24 protein-coding genes are annotated in these 21312 nt (G+C 61.5%); 6 read left to right on the forward strand and 18 right to left on the reverse strand.

The genetic code is table 11. From position 1 onward, the window contains the following. Positions 1-31: 31 nt before the first annotated feature. Positions 32-301, forward strand: a complete 270-nt coding sequence (locus DFR38_RS16995; RefSeq protein ID WP_110313664.1) for a hypothetical protein — start codon at positions 32-34, stop codon at positions 299-301. On the opposite strand, the gene DFR38_RS17000 is transcribed toward DFR38_RS16995, so the two are convergent. Next, positions 302-2257 carry a methyl-accepting chemotaxis protein gene (locus DFR38_RS17000; protein WP_110313665.1) on the reverse strand — a complete coding sequence of 652 codons (1956 nt, stop codon included), beginning with the start codon at positions 2255-2257 and terminating at the stop codon, positions 302-304. Between the two features lie 264 nt (positions 2258-2521). Here DFR38_RS17000 and hmpA point away from each other — a divergent pair, with 264 nt between their 5' ends. Both hmpA and DFR38_RS17010 read left to right on the forward strand, forming a co-directional pair. Next, positions 2522-3745, forward strand: coding sequence for an NO-inducible flavohemoprotein (gene hmpA / locus DFR38_RS17005; RefSeq protein ID WP_110313666.1), 1224 nt, complete (start codon positions 2522-2524; stop codon positions 3743-3745). An 89-nt stretch (positions 3746-3834) separates the two neighbouring features. Continuing rightward, positions 3835-4305 (forward strand): RrF2 family transcriptional regulator, encoded by a 471-nt coding sequence (locus DFR38_RS17010; protein ID WP_059285226.1) that lies wholly within the window; start codon positions 3835-3837, stop codon positions 4303-4305. A 123-nt stretch (positions 4306-4428) separates the two neighbouring features. On the opposite strand, the gene hemN is transcribed toward DFR38_RS17010, so the two are convergent. After that, positions 4429-5835, reverse strand: coding sequence for an oxygen-independent coproporphyrinogen III oxidase (gene hemN / locus DFR38_RS17015; RefSeq protein ID WP_110313667.1), 1407 nt, complete (start codon positions 5833-5835; stop codon positions 4429-4431). Positions 5836-5947: 112 nt separating this feature from the next. On the opposite strand from hemN, the gene fnr reads away from it, so the two are divergent. After that, positions 5948-6694 carry a fumarate/nitrate reduction transcriptional regulator Fnr gene (fnr, locus tag DFR38_RS17020; RefSeq protein ID WP_059285224.1) on the forward strand — a complete coding sequence of 249 codons (747 nt, stop codon included), beginning with the start codon at positions 5948-5950 and terminating at the stop codon, positions 6692-6694. A gap of 133 nt (positions 6695-6827) precedes the next feature. Here fnr and DFR38_RS17025 read toward each other — a convergent pair whose 3' ends face one another. The 3 genes from DFR38_RS17025 to DFR38_RS17035 are packed head-to-tail and all read right to left on the reverse strand — an operon-like array spanning position 6828 to position 8960. Next, the gene (locus DFR38_RS17025; RefSeq protein ID WP_059285252.1) at positions 6828-7286 is read right to left on the reverse strand and encodes a flavodoxin family protein; all 459 of its coding nucleotides are present in this window, start codon (positions 7284-7286) and stop codon (positions 6828-6830) included. Further along, positions 7283-8218, reverse strand: a complete 936-nt coding sequence (locus tag DFR38_RS17030; RefSeq protein WP_110313669.1) for a DUF1853 family protein — start codon at positions 8216-8218, stop codon at positions 7283-7285. Before DFR38_RS17030 ends, DFR38_RS17025 begins: the two co-directional genes overlap by 4 nt. After that, complete coding sequence (locus tag DFR38_RS17035; RefSeq protein WP_059286625.1) at positions 8196-8960, reverse strand: RNA methyltransferase; 765 nt, start codon at positions 8958-8960, stop codon at positions 8196-8198. Before DFR38_RS17035 ends, DFR38_RS17030 begins: the two co-directional genes overlap by 23 nt. A gap of 141 nt (positions 8961-9101) precedes the next feature. Between DFR38_RS17035 and DFR38_RS17040 the strand changes: the two genes are divergently transcribed. Further along, positions 9102-9893, forward strand: coding sequence for an inositol monophosphatase family protein (locus tag DFR38_RS17040; RefSeq protein WP_059286612.1), 792 nt, complete (start codon positions 9102-9104; stop codon positions 9891-9893). A gap of 68 nt (positions 9894-9961) precedes the next feature. On the opposite strand, the gene DFR38_RS17045 is transcribed toward DFR38_RS17040, so the two are convergent. Both DFR38_RS17045 and DFR38_RS17050 read right to left on the reverse strand, forming a co-directional pair. Then, positions 9962-11476, reverse strand: coding sequence for a DHA2 family efflux MFS transporter permease subunit (locus tag DFR38_RS17045; protein WP_204377507.1), 1515 nt, complete (start codon positions 11474-11476; stop codon positions 9962-9964). Beyond that, a complete protein-coding gene (locus DFR38_RS17050) occupies positions 11473-11919 on the reverse strand; it encodes a MarR family winged helix-turn-helix transcriptional regulator (protein ID WP_110313670.1) in 447 nt (148 codons plus the stop codon). Before DFR38_RS17050 ends, DFR38_RS17045 begins: the two co-directional genes overlap by 4 nt. 169 nt (positions 11920-12088) lie before the next feature. On the opposite strand from DFR38_RS17050, the gene DFR38_RS17055 reads away from it, so the two are divergent. Next, complete coding sequence (locus tag DFR38_RS17055) at positions 12089-12874, forward strand: substrate-binding periplasmic protein (protein ID WP_059286614.1); 786 nt, start codon at positions 12089-12091, stop codon at positions 12872-12874. 18 nt (positions 12875-12892) lie between these two features. Here the strand turns inward: DFR38_RS17055 and ugpQ are convergent, their stop codons facing one another. The 11 genes from ugpQ to DFR38_RS17110 form a co-directional block, all read right to left on the reverse strand. Then, complete coding sequence (gene ugpQ / locus DFR38_RS17060; protein ID WP_059286615.1) at positions 12893-13648, reverse strand: glycerophosphodiester phosphodiesterase; 756 nt, start codon at positions 13646-13648, stop codon at positions 12893-12895. A gap of 231 nt (positions 13649-13879) precedes the next feature. Continuing rightward, a complete protein-coding gene (locus DFR38_RS17065; protein ID WP_059286616.1) occupies positions 13880-14890 on the reverse strand; it encodes a cytochrome d ubiquinol oxidase subunit II in 1011 nt (336 codons plus the stop codon). After that, complete coding sequence (locus DFR38_RS17070; protein ID WP_059286617.1) at positions 14887-16233, reverse strand: cytochrome ubiquinol oxidase subunit I; 1347 nt, start codon at positions 16231-16233, stop codon at positions 14887-14889. Before DFR38_RS17070 ends, DFR38_RS17065 begins: the two co-directional genes overlap by 4 nt. A 6-nt stretch (positions 16234-16239) precedes the next feature. Beyond that, positions 16240-16806, reverse strand: coding sequence for a GbsR/MarR family transcriptional regulator (locus DFR38_RS17075; RefSeq protein WP_059286618.1), 567 nt, complete (start codon positions 16804-16806; stop codon positions 16240-16242). 426 nt (positions 16807-17232) lie between these two features. Then, entirely contained in the window at positions 17233-18483 is a 1251-nt protein-coding gene (locus tag DFR38_RS17080; protein WP_059286619.1) for a hypothetical protein, read from the reverse strand. An 8-nt stretch (positions 18484-18491) separates the two neighbouring features. Then, complete coding sequence (locus tag DFR38_RS17085) at positions 18492-18917, reverse strand: DUF1353 domain-containing protein (protein WP_059286620.1); 426 nt, start codon at positions 18915-18917, stop codon at positions 18492-18494. Continuing rightward, positions 18914-19447, reverse strand: a complete 534-nt coding sequence (locus DFR38_RS17090) for a hypothetical protein (RefSeq protein ID WP_059286621.1) — start codon at positions 19445-19447, stop codon at positions 18914-18916. Before DFR38_RS17090 ends, DFR38_RS17085 begins: the two co-directional genes overlap by 4 nt. Then, on the reverse strand, positions 19444-19752 hold the full coding sequence (locus tag DFR38_RS17095) for a hypothetical protein (protein WP_059286622.1): 309 nt from the start codon (positions 19750-19752) through the stop codon (positions 19444-19446). Before DFR38_RS17095 ends, DFR38_RS17090 begins: the two co-directional genes overlap by 4 nt. Next, a complete protein-coding gene (locus DFR38_RS17100; RefSeq protein WP_059286623.1) occupies positions 19749-20321 on the reverse strand; it encodes a hypothetical protein in 573 nt (190 codons plus the stop codon). The genes DFR38_RS17095 and DFR38_RS17100 overlap by 4 nt, the downstream gene beginning before the upstream one ends. Positions 20322-20387: 66 nt before the next feature. Further along, complete coding sequence (locus DFR38_RS17105) at positions 20388-20957, reverse strand: glycoside hydrolase family 19 protein (RefSeq protein WP_059286624.1); 570 nt, start codon at positions 20955-20957, stop codon at positions 20388-20390. Further along, positions 20957-21148 carry a hypothetical protein gene (locus DFR38_RS17110; RefSeq protein WP_059286275.1) on the reverse strand — a complete coding sequence of 64 codons (192 nt, stop codon included), beginning with the start codon at positions 21146-21148 and terminating at the stop codon, positions 20957-20959. Before DFR38_RS17110 ends, DFR38_RS17105 begins: the two co-directional genes overlap by 1 nt. Positions 21149-21312: the final 164 nt, after the last annotated feature.

A 21312-nucleotide genomic window follows, 5' to 3' on the forward strand; every position in this document is an offset into this window, starting at 1 on the left:
CTGCATGGCAGCTGCATGTCTGGAGAAGAAAATGCATACCCTGAAACCGCGTAATCCCTACGCCTGCTCGCCCTTGCTGAAAAAGGGCGGCGCCCACCGCAGCAGCCGCTCCGGCCAACGCCAGAACGCCCGTCAGGCCATGCTGGCCGAGCTGGATGAGCTGGACTGGCTCGCCCCCTCCCCGGCAACCCTGGCTGTCGAGTCCCGCAGCGAGGACGACACACCGGGCAGTTTTTCCTGCCACCCCACCATGACAAAGGCCGCTTCCCAGCGGCCTTTGCCTTGTTACCCCGGCTTCTGATCACACGGTAAAACGCCCGGCCAGCACGCTGAGGTCTTCCGACAGGTTTTTCAACTGATCCACCGTCTCCGCAGTCACCTTCATCGCCCGGCTGTTCTCTTCCGACATCTGCGCCACCTGTTCCACATTTTTTGCCAGTACCTGGCTGGTATGGCTCTGCTCGCTCAGGGAGTTCTGGATATCCGCCACCACCAGCTGCAGCTGGTCGATCTGCTGCTGGATGGTGATGATGGCCGCGCCGGCATCGCTGGCATGTTGCTGGCCGCTTTGCACGGTTTGCATGCCCACGGTCATATTGCCGGCAGCATGACGCGCCGTGCCCTGGATCTGCTGCACGATGCCGCCGATTTCCGTGGTGGACTGCGCAGTGCGCTCGGCCAGCTTGCGTACCTCATCGGCCACCACGGCAAAACCACGGCCCTGCTCACCGGCACGCGCGGCCTCGATGGCGGCATTGAGTGCCAGCAGATTGGTCTGGTCGGCCACATCGCGAATCACATCGACAATGCCGACGATGGATTCGGACTGCTTGCTCAGCACCTGGATGGTGTCCGACACGGTGGAGATTTCGCGCACGATGCTGTCCATGCTGCGCCCCGCCCCCTGGATGACCGCGGCACCGGTGCCAGACTGCTCCACCGCGCTACACGACAGCTCATGCGCTTCGACCGAACGCTCGGCGCTCACCGCCAGGCTGGTGCTCAGCTCCTCCACCGCCGCTGCCATGCTGGAGGCTGCCTCGGATTGGCGGTCACTGCTCCTGGCCACCTGGCTGGCGCCATCCGCCACATCGTGGGCCGCGCCATCCAGTTGGCGTGATGTTTCCACCAGTTGCTGCACGGTTTCGCGCAACTGGTTGCGCATCTGGCGGATGGCCGCCAGCAGGCTGGCTTCGTCCTTGTCTTGCAGATCGATACGCGTATCCAGCCGGCCAGTGGCAATCTGTTCCACCACGCTCTGCACATAAAACGGCTCCCCTCCCAGCTGGGCGGTAATCGACAGATACAGGGCAATGAACAGATAGGTAGACAGCAGGAAGGCAAAGGCGGCGCAAGCCAGATAAACATCGCGCTGCCACTGGATGCGGGCGATGCGCGCCTCCAGCAGGCTGCCCAATTGCTGCAGGGTGGCCTGCTGGAAATGCGTGGCCACATCCAGCGTGGCGGCCGGCAAGCCACTGCCTGCCACGGCCTGTCCGGCAATCGCCTTGTCCAGTGCAGCGGCATTCACGGCAGACTGCGCCGCCAGCTTCTCGTCGCTGCCGGCAAGGCTGGCCTTGACCGTGGCGTTATAGGCCACCGCCTTGGCCAGGTCATGTTGCAGGTTTTGCAGGCTGTCACTGATCAGTGGTGCCAGGCCAACCGCCTGATCACGCGCGGTGCCCACCAGTGGCTGCCCCTTGGCCTGCAGCAGCAGGGCATTGGCCTGGGTGCTGCGATTCAGCCAGTTGGGCCACTGCACGGTCACGGCATCCATCAGATAAAAAGTATCGATGTCCGGGTCCAGCGTCAGGTTGGACTGATCGCTGGCCAGGCCGATCAGATCCAGCAAGCTGTCTGCCACGGCCTGGTAGTTCGCCAGAGCCGGTGTGCCTTTCAGCTTTTGCCACGCGCCGTCCAGCGCAGTCCAGCCCTTGTCCAGCCCCAGCTGGCCATTGAGCGCCTGATGCGTCTGCTGCAGCGTGCTCCATTGCGCCTCCAGCGCGGACGACACAGCGCCCTTGTCGGCGGCGGCCCGCTGCGCCTGTTCCTGCTCCAAGGCCAGCAACAAGCTCATCGCCGGCTGCAGATACTGCACGCCGACCACTTCCTTGCTGGAGAAATCGACATTGTCCTGGTTGCTGCGATACAGACCATAGGTGAGATAAAACAGTGCGATGGCAAAAACAGCCCCTATCACCGCAAAGCGCGTGGGGTAACTCAAGCGCTGCATCCAGCGCGCGACAAGACGGAACATGGACAACTCCTCTGGAATATTGGCCTTGCCCTATATCTTTTGTATGGTGGGCAAGTCTTTCATTTATAGGCGTAAAATCTCGCCACACCGCATCCCGCCGTGGTTTTCAGCAAAATTATTCACCACCTCATACTTTTCAGCGCGCTGATGACAACACACCCTTAAAGATGTATTATTTTTACATCTTCAAGCACCACACAATCTGTCCGGCACCATGCAGTTCGCCAGAAAAGATGCATTTTTTCTACATCATAAGGAACCCTCATGTTAGACAGCGCCACCCGCCAGCAAGTGAAAGCCACTGCCCCCATCCTGAAGCAGCATGGCGTGCTGCTGACCAGCCATTTTTACCAACGCATGTTCCAGCACAACCCGGAGCTGAAAAACATCTTCAATCAGGGCCACCAGCATGCCGGCCAGCAACAGCAGGCCCTGGCCATGGCGGTGGCCGCCTATGCCGAGCACATCGATGCACCGGAAGTGCTGTTGCCGGTACTGGAGCGGGTAGCCCACAAGCACACCAGCCTGGGCATACGCGCCGAGCATTACCCGATTGTCGGCAAGCATCTGCTGGCCTCCATCCGCGAGGTGCTGGGCGAAGAGGCCGCGCCGGACAGCCTGCTGGAAGCCTGGGCCGCCGCCTATCAGCAACTGGCCGACCTGCTGATCAATCTGGAAAACAGCCTGTACCAGCGTGCCGCCACCCAGCCTGGTGGCTGGAGCGGCTGGCGGCCGTTCAAGGTGGTGAAAAAACAACCGGAGAGCAGCGAAATCACCTCCTTCTATCTGCAAGCGGCCGATGGTGGCGCCCTGCCCGCCTTCCAGCCCGGCCAGTATGTGTCGGTACAGCGCTTCATTCCGGAATGGGGCCTGAGTCAACCGCGCCAGTACAGCCTGTCCGATGCACCGGGCCAGGACTGGCTGCGCATTTCGGTGAAGCGCGAGGACGAGCGGGATGAGGCACCGGCCGGCAAGGTGTCAGGTCAATTACACACGGCATTGCAAGAGCACGACATCCTGCAGGTATCGCCGCCATTTGGTGATTTCGTGCTGCACCAGGAGCGGGACACCCCGGTGGTGCTGATCAGTGCCGGCGTCGGCCAGACCCCGCTGCTGTCCATGCTCAAGCATTTGCTGGCCAGCGGCAGCCAGCGGCCCATCCGCTACCTGCACGCTGCCCGCCATGGCCGGGTCCATGCCATGAAACAGGAAGTCGGCCAGCTGGCGGCGCAACACCCGCAGCTGAACAGCACGGTGTTTTATGAATGCCCGCAAGACACGGACCGGCTGGGCCAGGACTACCAGCGCGCCGGCCGCATCGATGCCGCGGCCATCCGCGAGCATGCCCTGCTGGCGGATGCCGACTACTACCTGTGCGGCCCGGTAGGCTTCATGCAGCAGCAGCAGCGCCAGTTGCGGGGGGCCGGGGTCGAGGCCGCGCGCATCCACATGGAAGTATTCGGCTCCAATGCCATGGCCAGCGACTGATTGCCTCTTGCAGCAGCTTTGTCCCAGCGCATTGTGAGGGTGGGCCGTGCGGAGTATCCTGCGCGGCACCGCCTTTACCCTTTTTGCCCATGCAACTGAACCGTTTCACCGATCTGGCATTGCGCGTGCTGATGTATCTGACCCACCGCGATCGCGAACAGGCCGTCACCATCAGCGAAATCGCCGAGCGCTTTGCCGTATCGCGCAACCATCTGGTCAAGGTGGTGCATTTCATGGGACAGCAAGGCTGGCTGAACAACAGCCGTGGCAAGGGTGGCGGGCTGGCGCTGGCGCAGCCGCCCGAGCATTACCGGCTGGGCGGCATCATCCGCACCCTGGAGGGCAATGCCGCGCTGATCGACTGCGCCACGCCCCCTTGCGCCTTGCGCCAGGATTGCCGTCTCAAGTCGGCGCTGGACGTCGGCCTGCAAGCCTTTTTCACGGTGCTGGATGGTTATTCCCTGCGCGATATCGTCGCCAGCCCCACCGGAGAGGCGATTATTCGGCTGCACCGCCAGCAAAATCAGCCCGTCTCGCCGGAAAGCCCGGCGGCAGACTGAGCCGGACAGCGTGATTTGTTGTAAAAAACCATCACTTTTCAAACAAAAAGCCCGCGGTCAGCGGGCTTTTTTTCAGGCTTTTTTTCAGGGTTTCCCCTTGGAAAAACAGCAATCAGCGTGGGGTCAGATGGTCCTGGAATAGCGTGCCTTGGTTTCCCGCTCGCGCAGGTGGCGGTCAAACAGCATGGCGATATTGCGAATCAGGAAGCGCCCTTTGGGTTCAACCATCAGGAAATCGCCGTCAAAAGTCAGCAGACCCAGCTTGTGATATTCGCGGATGGCCGGCAGTTCTGCAGCAAAGTATTCGGCGAAATTGATGCCGTGTACCTGCTCGACGGCCTCCACCGACAAGGAGAAGCGACACATCAGCGCCTGGATGATGCCACGGCGCAGGATGTCATCCTGATCCAGCACCATGCCACGCATCACCGGCAGACGTCCCTCGTCCAGCGCAGCGTAATAGCTGTCCAGGTCTTTTTCATTCTGGCTGTAACAGGGGCCGACCTTGCCGATGGACGAGACGCCAAGGCCGATCATGTCGCAGTCGGCATGGGTGGAATAACCCTGGAAATTGCGCTGCAGGCGGGCCTGGCGCAGGGCGATGGCCAGGTCATCTTCCGGCTTGGCAAAGTGGTCCATGCCGATGAATACATAGCCGGCATCCGCCAGGCTTTTTACCGCATCCTGCAGGATGTCCAGCTTGGTGCTGGCCGCCGGCAGGTCTGCCTCGTTGATGCGCCGCTGCGGCATGAACACCGTGGGCAGGTGGGCATAGTTGTACAGCGCCAGCCGGTCCGGGCCAATGGCAATCACCTTGTCCAGCGTGGCTTTCAGCGATTCCCGCGTCTGCAACGGCAGGCCGTAGATCAGGTCCACACTGACCGACTTGAAACCCGCCTCGCGGGCGGCATCGATCACTTCCAGCGTCTCGGCCTCGCTCTGCACGCGGTTTACCGCCTGTTGCACCTGCGGGTCGAAATCCTGGATGCCCACGCTCATGCGGTTGAAGCCCAGACGCGCCAGATGGTGCACGGTCTCGCGCCCCACCTTGCGCGGATCAATCTCAATGGAATATTCTCCCTCCGGCAAAAAATCGAAGTGAGTACGCAGCATGCCCATCAGCCGGTCCAGCTGTTCATCGGACAGGAAAGTGGGGGTACCGCCACCGAAATGCAGCTGGATCAGCTTTTCGCGGCAGCCCAGTGTGGCGGCCACCAGCTTGATTTCTTTTTCCAGGTAGTCGAGATAGCGATCGGCGCGGCTTTTGTCTTTGGTAATGATCTTGTTGCAGCCGCAGTAGTAACATACCGTGTTGCAGAACGGTATATGAACGTACAATGATATTGCGTTCTGATGCATGCCCAGGTGGCGTTGCTTCAGCCAGTGTTTATAGTCTTTCTCCCCAAAGGCCGGGGTAAAGCGGTCGGCAGTCGGGTAAGAAGTGTATCTTGGGCCAGAGCCATCAAGACGTTCGATCAATGCTCGGTCGAACTCACAGTGGGTGGGCGAAAACGGATGGGTGGTGTGCATGTCGTCGGGTATTGATAGTCAAACGTCAGGTGGACTGGTAAATTTGCGGAAAACGTGTGAATTCCGCTTTGACAAGGGTCAAGCTTCTTTACAGGGTTGTACAAAACACTCGATGTCTGACCAAAACCAACACACTATTCACGCACTGAAGGTGTCCTGCTCCAACTGCAGCCTGCGCGAACTCTGTCTGCCCATCGGACTGAACCGCGACGAAATGACGCAGCTGGACGCCGTGATCCGTCAGAGCCGCCGCCTCAAGCGCGGCGAATACCTGTTCCGCAGCGGCGAGGGCTTCAAGTCCCTGTTCGCGGTGCGTACCGGTTTCTTCAAAACCAGCGTCGCCAGCCAGGACGGTCGCGAACAGGTCACCGGCTTTCTGATGTCCGGCGAGCTGATGGGCCTGGATGGCATTTCTTCCAATGTGCATGGCTGCGATGCCATTGCACTGGAAGACAGCGAAGTCTGCGAACTGCCCTTCAACCGCATGGAAAGCCTGGGGCGCGACATTCCCAGCCTGCAGCACCACTTTTTCCGGCTGATGAGCCGCGAAATCGTGCGCGACCAGAACGTCATGCTGCTGCTGGGCAACATGAAGGCGGAAGAACGCCTGGCCGCCTTCTTGCTGAACCTGTCGCAGCGCCTGTCCACCCGCGGTTTTGCCGCCAATGATTTCATCCTGCGCATGAGCCGTGAGGAAATCGGCAGTTTCCTCGGCCTGAAACTGGAAACCGTCAGCCGTACGCTGTCCAAGTTCCAGCAGCAAGGCTGGCTGAGTGTCGATCACAAGCACATCCAGCTGATCAAGGCCGATGCCCTCAAGGACCTGATCGCCGGCTGCACCCACGCCAACGGCGTCTGACGCTAGCACTCATCCGGCACACCGCAGCCCTGCTTGCCAGCAGCCTGCGGTGTTTTTGCATAGTGCGCAGTACTGGCGTGGCCGACCATTCGTCTGAAGACCTAGTCCGGGCGACCTAGCCGCCCGCCCAGCCCTACCAGCGCCCCACCAGCATGCCTGCAGCCAGCAGCTCGCCCAACTCCATGGCGCGCTCCCGGTGTTGCGGCAAAACCTCACCCTGCGCCAGCAAGGGCGGCAGTACCTCCTTCCAGCCATAGCCACAGGCAATGCGCCGCATGGCCTGTAGCGCGCCCAGTCCGTCATTGCCGGCCGACACCAGCATCAGATAGGGCAGCCCCTCGGTCTTTCCCTGCGCCGGGTAATAGGTGCGATCAAAAAAATCTTTCACTTTCCCCGCCATATAACCGAAGTTCTCCGGCGTAGCCAGCACGATGGCATCTGCAGCCAGCAAGTCATCCAGCCCGGCCTCAGCCGCGGGCAGACGGTGGATGTGCAGTTCCGCGCACAGCGGCAACAAGGGCAGACACAAGGCGTCGACCAGTTGCAGGGTGTGGCCGGTCTGGCTGGCATACACAATCAGCAGTTGCTTCATCGGTGGAGTGTCCGGTCTATGCTGGCCAGCAAATCCTGCAGCCGCTGCTGCTGCGGCCAGCCCGGCGGCACCACAAAGCCGCGCGCCACTTCCTCCCAGCAGCCATCCCCCACCGGCAGCAATTCGGCCACCAGCTGCGGCACCGCAGCCTGCAGCAGTTCCTGGCGCAGGCTGTCCTGCTCGCGCACCCCCTCCTCCGCCAGCCGCGCCGGAGCCAGCCAACCCAGCCGTGACAGCCACACCCAGCGCGATCCTGCGCTTGTGCTTGGCCAGGGCTGCTGCAGCGGGCTGAGCCAGCCTTGCAGCTGATCTGCGCTCAGCGGTGCGGCCGGGATGGGCGGCCGGTCGGCATAGAAGAACCAGCCGGCCAGGCGCGCCGCGCTGGCACAGCCGGCAAAGCCCGGCGGCAGGACACGGGCGGCGGCAGGGTGGCTGGCCAGTTGCAGTTGTTCCTGCAGTTTGGCGGCCTTGAGCACCCAGGCATCGCGCAGGCTGGGGCCGACCAGCGTGTCCGCGCCATGCCCCAGTTGCAGATAGAATTTGCTGGCGGTTTCCACATGTAGCGGCACGCCGTGCAGCCGGATCAGAAAATCGAATTCGCCGATGGTGCGGCCTGCGGCATCGCGCACCGGCACATTGGCCGCCACCAGTTCGATATGCGGCGCCAGCCGGAACCAGAAAGCCAGCAGGCGCTCGGCATAATGGCCAAGCCGCTGGCATGGCTGTTGCGCCAGCCAGTGCTCAAGTGGGCCTGGATCCTGCTGCAAGGCTTGCAGCAGATCCTCCCCCTGCTCCCCCAGCAACTGCGCGGGTGACAGATTGCTGCCACTCTCCCAGGGCGCAGGCGAGGTGAGCAGGAAAGCCAGATCACGCAGCGCCGGCTGCGTGTAAGGCAGATGAAAGCTGCGTTCAGGCCGTGCCGTCGTGCTCATGGCCATCTGCCACGCGCTGGATCTGTTTCATCAGGCCACGCAGGATGTCGACTTCATCGCGCAGCATGCCGGACCGGTTGAACAGGGCGCGCATGCGGCGCATCAGCCGTTCGCTGTTGCGGCGGCGGTAATAGCCGATGGCTTCCATGGTCTGGTCCAGATGCTGGCAGAAGCCTTCCACCTCGCCCAGGCTGGCGGTTTCGCTTTCCGGGCGCAGGTATTCCACGTCTACCCCGGTATGGCTGAACAGCTCGTAGGTCATCACCTGTACCGCCATCGCCAGGTTGAGCGAGAAGTAATCCGGATTGCCGGGGATGGTGACCAGGCGGTTGCACTGCTCCACTTCCTCGATGGACAGGCCGAAGGTTTCATTGCCGAATACCAGCGCCACCTGCTCGCCATCACGGGCGCGGGCTACCAGTTCCGGCGTGGTTTCGCGCGGGGTGGACAGCGGGGTGGTCAGCTCGCGGCGACGGCTGGTCAGCGCGCAGGCCACGGTGACGTCGCTGAGCGCTTCCGCCAGGCTCGCCACCACGGTGGCGCTCTCCAGCACATCCACCGCGCCGGAGGCCAGCGCATTGGCCTCATCGCTGGGAAACACCTTGGGTTCCACCAGGTACAGCCGGGTCAGACCCATGGTTTTCATGGCGCGTGCGGCCGAGCCGATATTGCCCGGATGGTTGGGCCGGGCCAACACGATGCGAATGTTTTTCAGAAAATCAGGTACTTGGGGTTTATTCATCAGCGGTTTCACATTAAAATAGCGGGCATATCAAAAAGCCCGCGCACTCGCGTCGGCTTTTTTTGTTCCTTAACCCAGATTGTTACCGTCAGATGTCGAGCCGTGTTGGCTGACATCTGCTATCCGTTCTAGAGGCCGTCAATGCATCCGATGCTCAATATCGCGGTTAAAGCCGCTCGCCGTGCTGGCAGTGTTGTCCAGCGCGCGTCGCTTAACCTCGATACCATTCGCGTAGAAAAGAAAAAGCACAATGACTTTGTGACCGATGTGGACCGCGCTGCCGAGCAGGCCATCGTCGACATGATTCTTGAGGCGTACCCCAAGCACGCCATTCTAGCAGAAGAGTCCGGCGCCAAAGGCGTGGGCTCCTCCGAATACGAGTGGATCATCGACCCCATCGACGGCACCACCAACTTCCTGCACGGCCATCAGCAATACGCCATTTCCATCGCCCTGGCACACAAGGGCCAGGTACAGCAGGCCGTGGTGTACGACCCCAGCCGTAACGATCTGTTTACCGCCTCGCGCGGTGTTGGCGCCTTCCTCAACGACCGCCGCATCCGTGTTTCCAAGCGCTTCATGATGAATGAATGCGTGATCGCCACCGGTTTCCCGGTATCCGACCAAAGCTATATCGACCAGTACCTGGGCATGCTCAAGGATGTACTGGGCAAGACCGCCGGCGTACGTCGCGAAGGCGCTGCCTCGCTCGACCTGTGCAATGTGGCTTGCGGCCGTGTGGACGGTTTCTGGGAACTGAACCTGAAGCCGTGGGACATCGCTGCCGGCAGCCTGATCGTGCAGGAAGCCGGTGGCATCGTCACCGACCTGAGCGGCGAACAGGAATGGCTGGAATCCGGCGACATCGTGGCCGCCAACCCCAAGGTACTGGCCCAGCTGCTGGCCACCATTGCGCCGCACCTGAACAAGTAATCGCCTGAATGCAGGCAGCAAAACGGCGACCCTCAGGTCGCCGTTTTTTATTGCCCACTCGCCGCCGGCTATTCGTGCATCACCACTTCCACCGCGGGCGCATCCGCAGCGGCCTTGCGTGGCCGCAGCAGCAACAACAAGGGCAGCATGGCCAGAAAGCTGTAGGTAATCAGCCAGTAGACATCGACAATCGACACCATCAGCGCCTGACGCTGCAACTCGGCCGCCAGCTGAGTGGCGGTTGCGCCATCCACCACCGTCTTGCCCATGCGCGCCAGATAATCGCTCAGCCAGGGATTGTAGAGATTGAACTGTCCCACCATGGCATTCCAGGCCGACTGCTCGCCGCGCGAATAAGCGGTGCTGACAATGGCAATGCCCACCGAGGACCCCATGGTGCGCAACAGGCTGAACAGCCCGGCGGCCTCGGCCGACAGCCGTGCCGGCAGGGTGGACATGGCCATGGCCGATAGCGGCACGTAAATCATGCCCAGGCCAAAGCCCTGCAACAGCACCGGCCAGGCAAACCAGAAGGGACTGGTGTCCAGGTTGTAGTGGGTGCACACCCAGGTGCCACAGGCGCCAATCACCAGCCCGCTGCCGATCAGGTAGCGCGAGTCCACCCGGCCAATCAGCTTGCCGACGATCATCATGCTCACCAGGCTGGCCAGGCCGCGCGGCGCCATGATCAGGCCGGTATCCAGCGTGGGGTAGTGAAACAGCCCTTCCAGCATGATGGGCTGGATCACCATCGCCCCGTACATCGACAGGCCCAGCGCGGCGATGACGATGCTGGCGGCCACAAAGTTGCGGTCCTTGAACATGTGCAGGTCAAACAAGGGGTGGGCCGCGCTGGACAGCCCGCGCCAGATGAAACCCACCGCGCCGACCATGGCCAGCACGGCCGCCGTGACAATGCCCTTGCTGGCGAACCAGTCATCGCCATTGCCACGGTCCAGTACATACTGGATACCGCCAATGGTCAGTGAAATCAGCAACAGGCCTAGCCAGTCGATATCACGCTCGCGCCGTGGCGTGTCCGGCACCTGGCGTGCCAGCAACAGCGACAGCAGCCCCACCGGCAGATTGATGAAGAAGGTCCAGCGCCAGTCGAACATATCGGTCAGCCAGCCGCCCAGCGTGGGCCCGGCAATCGGCCCCACCATCACCCCCATGCCCCAGATGGCCATGGCCTTGCCACGCTGTTCGCGCGGGTAGTTGTCCACCATGATGGCCTGCGACAAGGGCACCAGCGCTGCGCCAAACACCCCTTGCAGCAGGCGAAACGCCACCAGCTGCCCCAGGTTCAGCGCCACGCCGCACAGCATGGAGGCCAGCACAAAACCGCTGATCGACAATAGCAGATAGCGCCGCCGGCCCAGCCGGTCGGTCAGAAAGCCGGTCAACGGCATGCAGATGGCGCTGGCTACCAGATAGCTGGTCAGCACCCAGCTGATCTGGTCCGATGTGGCACCCAGCTCGCCCTGCATCTGCGGCAGGGCGACGTTGACAATGGTGGTGTCCAGCACCTGCATCACCGTGGCCGCCATCACCGCCACGGTCACCAGCAGCCGCTTGCTCACGCGCCTGGCTCCTGTGCCTGTTCGGCAGCGGCACGGATTTGTGCCAGCACCTTGATGCAGATTTGCAATTCCTGCGCATCCAGCCCGCCCAGCAGCTCGGCCTTGAGTGCATCCGCCACCTGCAGCAGCTCGCCGGACAGCTGCTGCGCCTTGGCCGTCAGGCAAATCCGCTTGGCACGCCGGTCCTGTTCATCCGGTTGGCGGACAATCCAGCCATCGGCCTGCAACACATCCAGCAGCCTCACCAGCGAGGCCGGTTCGATGCCGACACGGCCGGCAAGTTCGTTTTGCAGCAAGGGCTCGCCCGCACGGCCCAGCTTGAGCAAGACCTGCCAGGTGGCCTGGGAAAAGCCATACGGCCGCAGCCGCTGGTCCAGCAGCGCCCGCCAGGCTTTGGGAACCGCGCCCAGCAACTCGGCCACTTCCTGATGCGACTGACTCATGTCCTGATCCATCAAATAATTAGCTTGCTAATTATAATGAAGCAAATAATACCCGGCAATCCACCTTGACCTGTCAGCAGACACCTGGACACTCCCGGCTCGGCCGGCGTAACGTGGCTGCATTCGTCATCTGCTATCCTGACAGTTGAAACAGTTCGCGGAGCCTTGCATGTCCCCTCATTTCCTGCGCCTGGCCCTTGGCCTGCTGCTCTGCCTGCCGCCACTGGTGCAGGCTGCCGGCCCGGATTGCAGCCGCAGCTATACCCTGGCCCTGCACGAACATGGCTTGTTATATAACGCCAGCAGCCGCAGCGGCATCGACAAGGACGTGGCGGACGAGCTGATCCGCCGCAGCGGCTGCCATGTGGAAATCAGCCTGCTGCCACGCTCGCGCATCTGGAAATTGCTGGAAACCGGCAATCTGGACTTCAGCCTGTCCGGCATCACCAACGAGGAACGCGAGCGTTTTGCTGCTTTTGCCTGGTATTTCGCCGACAAATACAGCCTGATCGTGCGCAAGGATGCCGCCGTACAGAATCTGGCAGATTTTCAAACCCGCAGTGATCTCAAGCTGGGGGGAATTCTCAGCTTTCGCTACAGCGACACCATCAACCAGCTGGTAGACGCGCTGGATCACCAGGGGCGGCTGATCGGCAGCTACGACTACGACACCCTGTACCAGAACCTGCGCCAGGGGCGCACCCAGGCCATCATCATCGAGCCGTTTGATTATTCTGACCTGGACAAATACCAGGTCAGCAAGCTGGTGCACATCATGGAAACCAACGACCAGCCCACCCCGCACGGGCTGATCATGTCGCGCAAGACCATTGCGCCGGAACAGCAGGAACGCTGGCGCGAAATCATCAACAGCATGCGCCGCGATGGCAGCATGCTGAAGATATTCCGCAAGTATTTCAGCCGCGAAGAAGCGCAGCAGATGATGAATTTCTGATCGGCCGCAAAGCCCGGCTTAGCAGGCGGGGGCCAACAGATCCAGCCGGTCGGTACAGACACTGTCCACACCCCAGGCCATGATTTCCCGCGCCCGCTCCGGATCATTCACCGTGTAGCACAATAGCTGGTAACCGGCGGCCTTGATGGCGGCGGCCTGCGCGCGCGTCAGGCTGCGGTGATCGCAATGCAGGGCAATGCAGTCCATTTCCTGCAGCATGGCCTGCCAGTTGGCCGGCACCTCTTCCACCAGCCAGGCGCGTGGCAGCGCCTGTTCCGCATGCTGTGCCGCGCGCAGGGCTTCGGCACTGAATGATGACAATAGCGGCGGCACCGCCGCACCAGCCCACAGGCGTGCCGCCTCCTGCGCCACCAGCCGGCCGGTTTCGTCCTCACGTCCCGGACAGGGTTTGATTTCCACATTCAGCAGCATGCCCTGTGCACGGCAATAGGCAGCCACATTGGCGAAAGTGGGCAGAGGCTCACCGGCAAAAGCCGCGCCCTTCCATGCTCCGGCATCCAGCTGCGCCAGGCTGGCCATCTCCAGCGTGGCAGCCAGACCCTGGCCATTGCAGGTGCGGTCGACGGTATCGTCATGCAACAGGAAGCAGACATTGTCCGCCGACAGCTTGACATCGCATTCGGCAGCGCGGTAGCCATAAGCAATGCCGGCACGAAAACCGGCCAGGGTATTTTCCGGGGCCATGGCCCCACCACCCCGGTGTGCCACCACGGCGGGATAAGGCCAGGGGCTTCGCAGCTGCTGCTGGGACATCGATTCTCTCCATCAATACGGTTGAATGGCCGCCGGCCCCCTGTGCGCAATGCATCAGGCAGGGCGCGCTGCCACCACATGGGTCCGGGCGGCAGATCCTGCCTGGCCAGCCTGTGCCATCTTGCATTAAAGCGGCAAAAGGCGCGCATTATCCGTCGCCGATGTGACGCATGCATGACAAAACCCGACCTGCACCATGGCAAGCCGGGTCCGGACAGACCATGCCGGCGTTTACTGGTAGCTCAGGCTGTCGGCCTTGCCCCAGAACACGCGGTAGGCAAACGCGGTATAAGCGATGATGCAGGGCAACACCAGCAAGGCGCCCCACAGGATGATCCACAGCGCCTCCGGATCACTGGCGGCCTGCCAGATATCCATGCGCCCGATCACCACCTGCGGAAACACACTGTAAGCCAGCCCCCAGAACGACAGCAACACAATGCCTACCGTGACGGCAAACGGCAGCCAGCAATAACGGTCATTGCCCAGTGCCTGACGTCGCGCCAGTCGTGGCAACAACAGGTGCAGCAAGGCAAACAGCGCCACGGTCAGCAGCGGCAGGGGCAGCAGCAGGAATAACTGCGGCAGGGCAAACCATTTGCCGGCAATCGCCGGATTCACCAGCGGTGTCACGCCCGACACCAGCAATACCGCCAGCGCAGCACCGGCCACACTATGGCGCGCCCAGCCGATAGCCCTGGCCTGCAAGGGGCCATCGGTTTTCATGATCAGCCAGCAGGCGCCGAGCAAGGCATAGGCCGCGCTCAGCCCGGCCCCCACCAGCAAGGCAAACAGCCAGGGCAGCCACCCTTCGGCAAAACCGGTCAGATAACGCCCCAGCATCACCCCCTGTGCCAGCGAGGCCAGCAAGGAGCCAACAGCAAAGATGGCATTCCACCATGGCCGGTGCGGGTCACGCGCCTTGACGCGGAAATCGAAGGCCACCCCGCGCAGGATCAGCCCCACCAGCATCAGCAACACCGGAATGTACAGTGCGCCAAACACCACGCCATGTGCCAGGGGGAAGGCCACCAGCAACAGCCCCGCCCCCAGCACCAGCCAGGTTTCATTGGCATCCCAGAACGGCCCGATGCTGGCCACCATGCGGTCCTTGCCGGCATCGTCCGCCAGCGGCAGCAACAAGCCCACCCCCAGGTCAAAACCATCCAGCACCACATACACCAGCATGGCCAGGCCCATCAATCCGGCGAAGATCACCGGCAACCAGTAAGCGGCATTCATGCCTGCACCTCCTTCAGCGCCACGGCGGCATCAGCCTGTCCTGCCGCTTTTTTGGCCAGATGAAACAGCACCGAGACATAAGCCAGCAGCAAGCCGGCATACAGTGCCAGATAGGTTGCCAGCGAACCGGCCACCATGCTGCTGGTGGCTGCCCCGGCCGCCTGCGCCGTGGTCAGTACCCCGGTCACCAGCCAGGGCTGACGGCCGATCTCGGTAACATACCAGCCAGCCAGCGTGGCCACCCAACCGGCAAACGTCATGGCCACCAGCCAGCACAGCAGGCGCCGATCCAGCCGGGCGGCAGGTCTGTCCCGACGCAGCTGCCAGGCGCCAAACCAGGCGGTCAGCAACATCAACACCCCCATGCCCACCATCACGCGGAAACTCCAGAACACCTTGGCCACCGGCGGGTGCTGGGCAAATTCGTTCAGACCACGGATTTCACCGTCCGGATCATGCTTGATGATCAGGCTGGCCAGATGCGGAATACCCACGGCGTAATCATTGCTTTGGGTCTCGGCATTGGGCAGGGCAAACAGCAAGAGTGGTGCGCCCTTTTCGGTATGCCAGATGCCCTCGATGGCCGCCAGCTTGGCCGGCTGGTGCTCCATGGTATTCAGGCCATGCGCATCGCCCACCAGAATCTGCAAGGGAATCAGCAGTGCCGCCAGCCGCACCCCGGTTTTCAGCGCCACGCCATTGCCCGCGCTGCGGTCGCCCTTCAGTTGACGGTAAGCCGACAACCCGGCCAGCAGGAAGGCCACGGTCAGACCGGAAGCCAGCAGCATGTGGCTCAGCCGGTAAGGCATGGACGGATTGAAGATCACCTGCAGCCAGTCACTCACATGGGCGCGGCCATCCTTCATCACAAAGCCGGCCGGGGTTTGCATCCAGGAATTGAGCGCGATGATCCAGAAGGCCGACAAGCTGTTGCCAAAGGCCACCAGCAGCGTGGCAAAGGTATGCACCCGCTCGGACACCCGTGGCCGGCCAAACAGCATGATGCCGAGAAAGCCCGCCTCCAGGAAAAACGCCGTCAGGATTTCATAAGCCAGCAGCGGGCCGGCAATATTGCCCACTGTCTGCATATAGCCCGGCCAGTTGGTGCCGAACTGAAAGCTCATGGTGACACCGCTGACCACACCCAGCGCGAAGGACAGCGCGAAGATCTTCACCCAGAAGCCATAGGCATCCATCCACGCCTGCTTGCCGGTGCGCAGATAGCGCAGCTTGAAGAACAACAATACCCAGGCCAAGGCAATATTGATGCTGGGAAACAGAATGTGAAAACTGATATTGGCACCAAACTGGGCCCGCGCCAGCGTTAAGGCATCCACGTCCATGATGGCTTACTCCCTTTCCGTATCACGCCCGGTCAGCTTGCTCAGCGACTGGGTGAACTGCAGTACTTTTTGCACCTGCGAGCCCAGCTTCATCAGCCGCTGCAGGGTTTCCACATCCATATGCTGGATGTCGGAAAACCAGGTGGTGACCAGCTCGATCAACTGGTACATCTCTTTCATGCGCGCCTGGGCATGGCGGTCGGCCTCGCTGCCGGCCGTCTCCATCATCGCCCCGCGTAACATGGTGAGCGTGGGTTCCACTTCGCGCTTCTTGCGCTCCTCGGCCAGGGTCTTGAAGATGGCCCACACATCGTCCGGGGTGGAAAAGTATTCGCGCCGGTCGCCGGGGTAATGCTGCAGCTTCACCAGCCGCCACGACTCCAGTTCTTTCAGGCCCATGCTGACATTCGAGCGGGAAAAACTCAGGCGCTCGGCGATCTCGTCGGCATTGAGCGGCTTCTCGGAAACAAACAACAGGGCATAAATCTGACCGACGGTGCGATTGATGCCCCAGCGGCTGCCCATCTCGCCGAAATGCGAGACAAAGGACTGAACTAAAGGGGTGGCATTCATGACTTCCTCAATTTTCAGGAATTTCTGAAACTTTGATAAAGATCATACTTTTATCAATTAGTGCCAGTCAATGCACAGCTTGCTTGACCAAAGGACTTGCCAATCAGCACAGACCAAAGCAGCAACACCCCGCCATCGCGCCCAAGCCGGACGACTGCCGCCTGACACCCGGCCCCCGCTACGGTAAAATCGCCCTTTCATGTCAGCGCCCCGCCCAAGCGGGGCGTTGTCATCTGCACCCCATACCGACAAGAGCACCACGCCCATGAGCACGCCCCAGCACACGCCGATGATGCATGGGCGAATAATCATTGATTTTTAATGTTTTTTATTTGATAAAAATAAAACCTACACCAAAAATCATACCGAATTACATATCCTACAAACAAAAAAAGAGGGGGAGAGCCGAAGCTCTCCCCCTTCATCTCATGCCGCTGCGGGCAAACTCACCCAGCCGGCCGACTCCTCGCCAATTCCCACAACATCATCATCATCCACATTCACCGGCATGCTGAACGTGATGCCATGATCCGGATGCGTGATCCAGAGCGCCTGCCGCGCTCTCTCATACCCGAAGTTGTTTTGGTTGGCGTATTCGTCGTATCCCTTCAAGCTACCATTGACGATCAGCCGCTGTAGCTGGATCAATTGATGCCAGTGCCCCAACAAAAGAACGTCATAGCCCTGGTCGATCTGGCTAGACCGGCTACGCTTCTTGTGGTCGCCGCGGATGATCGGCCCTAGTGCACCAATCATGCCATCCCCACCGCGAAACTGATCGCCATGAGTCAGCATGTAGCGGGTGCCGTATACCTTCCAGTATGCGTCCGGCCCATCAGGAATCAGGAAAGTAATGCGCTCATCATCCTTAAAAAGCCGCTCCAGCATCACGTAGGCCAGCCAGTCAAAGCTGGTATGGTTGCGGCCCTTGGCTCGAATCTTTTTCGTGTTGCGCCCATGGTTGCCAGTCACGCACGGCACAAAGACACGGCCGAATTCGTCAGCCAAAGAACGGATGCACCACGCGAGAACTTCAATCAGGTCGACAACCGTCGGCATGATTTCCATCTCATTCGTAGCCTGCAGCTCTTCGTGTATATCGCCCGACACCATGTCGCCGCCCAGGGCAAAGACGATTCCAGGGTAGCGAGCACCCACGAAGCAGTTCCGCAGCAAATGCACAGTCCGCTCGATCAGCTTTCGCGCCCTGGAATGGGCAATACTCAGGTCGTATTTGTTAACGCCACCGATCTGACGCGGATCGACGACCTCTGCCCAGTGCCAGTCACTTGCGAATAGCGTCGGAACACCAAGGTCGCCAGCTCCAGCCTTGTTACGGACCAGCCACGCTGGGGGTTCAACGTCGCAATCTGCCAGCTTCATGATTCTGCGGCGGACATACTCCGCATCAAGCGTATCGCGCTGTACGGCGGCCAACTGGGCACGTAGGGCTTTTACTTCTGGATCAACTCCTACGGGGCTGGAATCTTGCGCCATAGGAGCCGAAAGGGAATTCGTGCTAGAGGCCAGCACGATATTGTTTCGCCGCTCAATGCCACGACGCCGCAGATTGACCGCACGCTCACCAATACCGAGCCGGCGCGCCACTGCAGCGGTCGAGCCCAACTCATTCCACACCTGAATAAATTCTTGTTCACTACATTTCGCAGTGGCCATAAAACCCCTTACACAATTTTTCCATCTACCAGCTGGTGGCCATTCCCTCGGCCGTCCTCTTCCCAGCTCGACGCGCCGCCCAGATACACGCCGAGGTAGATGCCCAGCCGGCGCCACGCCGGGATACCCTCTGCCTTGCACGCTTCCAGCAGCACCTTGTTGGCAGTCTGCTCGTCGCATACTTCGTGGTGATGGAACAGCCAGTCGTGAATGACGGCTCCTCGATGCGATGTATCACCGAACAGCAGGTATGCCAGCGGCACACGCGGCACCGATGCATAGTCAGTCAGGAACCCTGGCTCAACGGTAATGCGCCGGCCCAGCACGTCGGACCAGTACTGAAACGGCTTCTCGATGCGCCAAAATCCACGGCCGCCGGCCGCTAGATCATCGACGCACGAAACGTGCAGATCCGTCAGGAAAACGCCATTCACGACTGACCACCGTCCGTTGGGTATTTCTTCTTCCAGGCAGAGAACAGGCCGGCACCGGCCACCGCCACGGCGGTGATGCCTGCAAGGATGGCCGCATTGCCGTCACTGGCTGGCGCAGTGGCAGGGGCTGAGGCAACCGGCATTGCAGCCGGCTGGCTGGCAGCCGCCGGCGCCGGGTCGGGCGCGACCTCCAGCGCTGGAGCAGATGCGGCAGCAGCCGGTGCACTGGCAGCGGCTTTGACCTGGGCGGCGGCGGCCTTGGCTTGCTTTACCTGCGCGGCCACGGCATTGACGTCCGACTGAATGGCACTCGCCACGCCGGCGGCAACCTTGGTGGCAACCACGGCCACGGCAGCCTTGTCGGCCGGCACCAGCCCGGCGGCGGCTGCGGCCTCGGTGACATTGGCCACGGCCTGGGTCATTTGCACGTTGGCATCGGTCAGGGTACTGGCTTTGTCGGATACGCTGGCGCAGCCGGTCATGACGAACGCGGCAACGACGAACAGCAGGGCAGAGAGAGCTTTCTTCATGAGGTCGGTCCTTTCGATGTGTCAGAGGGTGCTGCAGGAGAATCGGGGATGGCCGGCGGCTTGTAGCGCTGTGCACCGCAGGTGGCCGCCAGCAGGGCGCTCACGCCTAGGGAGTAGGTGGCCAGGTCAAAGGGTTTGCCGGTGATGAAGCTGGTCACCACCAGGGCGATGCCGACGATGAATGCCACCGTGGCGGCGGTGTTCACCGTGTCGAAGCTCTTGCCGTATTCGTCGGTGGTGCAGTCCTTCAGCACGCGGCCAGCCGTGGCGAAGGGCGACAGCAGCAGGGCGAGTAGCTTGCTCATGCGGTTTTCACCTCATCGCCGTGGTGCAGAATCTGGGAGGAGGTGAAGCGGCAGCCTTTGCGGCCGTACTTCTCGCCCAGCACCAGCGGGAAGGGCATGGCATGCATGCCGGCATCCTTGCCGGTGTGATGCTCCTTGCAGAGCACGCGACCATTCACCAGCATGTTGTCGACGAACTTGTAGGGGTCAGCCGGAACGCGGATGGTGACCTGCTCGACGGTGTTGTCTTCCCAGGTGACGGCGTAGGTCTGGGTGGTCGAGCCATCCCAGAAATCTTCCCAGTCGAACTGGCGCGCGGCGTCGCCATACTCACCGGCCATGCAGTCGGCCTGCACCAGCTCGAAGTCGATCATCTCGGCCAGGCTGCGCTCGATGGGGTGATGGTGGGTTTCCAGCGGGTGGCCGGACTCGGCGGCCGTGCGTCGGCATACCCAGCAGCGGTTATCAACTGCCACGCGCTGCTTGTGGGTGCGGGCATAGATGGGCGTCTCCGTGCGCGGCGCATGGCCGGGCAGTTCGACATCCACCGTCAGGGTTTCCACTTCTTCGTGGGTCTGGGTGACATCCATTTTCAGGCTCCAGAAATGCAAAACCCCGCACATGGCGGGGTGTGGGTTGCACATTAAATTGTGTGGTCAGGCCGGAATGGCCTTGAGGGCGGCAGCGTAGAGCGCCTGCCGGTCAGCCAGCCCGTTGGTACCGCCGTTGATTCGGCGCGTGATGGTCAGGAAGTCGCTGGCATCGGCCAGGGCATTGAGTCCGCGGCTGAACCAGTACTCCCCGGCGGACATGGCGGCGTTCGCCGGTACTTCCAGCTGCTCGGGATGGTTGAGTAGGTCCAGGCCAAGGGCAACGCCCATCAGCCGGTGATTGTCGAAGCCAGTTACCTGTATCAGGCCATGACCAGCCCACCAACGGCCCGGGGTTGAGCCGTGAGCTTTAGCTATAGAAATGGCCTGCGGCTTGGTATTGCCAAGGTCCGCCCGGCCATCGTAGCCACGCTGCTGCGCCGTCGGCCCCCAGATCTCGCGCACATAGACTAGGTGACCGGACTCGTGGCCGATCTGGGCGATGAACGCCGCTACTCGCAGGCGGGTGGCGATCTGGTACTTGTCGCAAGCGGCCTGGATGCAGGGCAGCCACTTCACAGCGGCAGCCGCCGTGCAGCCGGTGCCGGCCTGCAGGATGGATGCTGTCAGGTTCATCAGCCGCCCCCTTTCTTCCAGCCGTAGTACGCCACCACGACGATGAACACGATCACCCCTTTCCATGCCAAGGCCAGCACCCCGCCGCCCACATTGATGCGGAAGCGGTCAAAGGTCCGGTCGATGATCGCGTCCACATCGGCATCGGTCAGGGTGCGATCCTGCTGCAGCTCATTTTTTTCTTCAGACATAGGCCCTCCCGGGCACAAAAAAGCCCGCACGGAGCGGGCCTGTCGGTTCTGTTGTGTCGGGTTACCAGGCGATGGCTTGCACTGCTTCTGCAGTCGTGGCCGCGGCAATCTGCACCTTTAGGCCCTGGTACTTTGCGAAAGCGGCTTGGTACGCCGCGCCCACG

The organism is Aquitalea magnusonii (genome assembly GCF_003202035.1).
In the GTDB taxonomy this organism is placed as follows: Bacteria; Pseudomonadota; Gammaproteobacteria; order Burkholderiales; family Chromobacteriaceae; genus Aquitalea; species Aquitalea magnusonii.